Genomic DNA, 956 nt, shown 5'->3' with positions numbered 1-956 from the left:
CGGGTGCGGGCGGCGGAGCTGGCCCAGGCCCCGGAGCGCGACGGGCAGCGGTCGATGGCCTCCTGGCTGCGGGGGCACTGCCGGTTGTCGCCGGCGGCGGCGTCCCGGCTCGTCGGCAACGGGCGGGCGCTGGAGCACCTGCCCGTCCTCGCCGAGGCGCACGAGGCCGGCTGGGTGAGCGCGGCGCAGGTGACCGAGGCCGCCAGGCTGGTCACCCCGAAGCAGCGGGCGACGTTCGCCGCCGCCGGGGTCGATCTCGCCGAGGTCGACGGGGTGCTCACCGGGGTGGCCGTCGAGCAGGACCACGCCGCGCTCGTCGCGGTGGTCAAGAGCTACGAGAACGCGCTGGACCCCGACGGCCCCGAACCCGACCCCACCGAGGGCCGGTCGCTCACGCTGTCGAAGCACGGTGACGGCAGCCTGTCGTTCCGCGGGCACCTGGACGCCGTCGGCGGAGAGAAGTTCCAGGCGGCGCTGGAGCCGTTCGTGCAGCGCGACCGCCCGGCCGGCGACGACCGCACCCGCGCTCAGCGCCAGGGCGACGCCCTGGTGCAACTGGCCGACACCAGTCTCGCGGCGGGCAACCTGCCGGTGCTGCGCACGGTCAAGCCGCAGGTGGCGGTGCGCGTCGACCTCGACGACCTGGCCGACCCATCGACCGGGCACCACGCGGCCACCATGGGGTTCGGGGCGGTGATCTCCGCCGCCCGCGCCCGCTGGCTGGCGTGTGACGGGACCATCTCCCGGGTGGTGTTCGGCCCCGACGGGGTCCCGCTGGACCTGGGCCGCTCACAGCGGCTGGTCAGCCGGCAGCTGCGCCGGGCGGTCGAACTGCGTGACGGCGGCTGCGTGTTCGCCGGCTGTGATGCGCCGAGTCACTGGGCCGACGTGCACCACCTGGTGCACTGGATCGACGGCGGCGAGACCAGCCTCGACAACTCGGCGCTGCTGTGCGA

The 956-nt window shown here is 75.4% G+C and carries 1 protein-coding gene; it reads left to right on the top strand.

Translation table 11 applies throughout. The features are described 5' to 3' along the window. On the top strand, positions 1-956 hold a 956-nt coding region (locus tag ACI780_RS24380; protein WP_457006066.1), incomplete at both ends, for a DUF222 domain-containing protein.

The sequence above is a fragment of the Geodermatophilus sp. SYSU D00814 genome, assembly GCF_054050055.1.
Note: the sequence above shows the minus strand (reverse complement) of the source record. Positions and strands in the feature narration are given on the sequence as shown.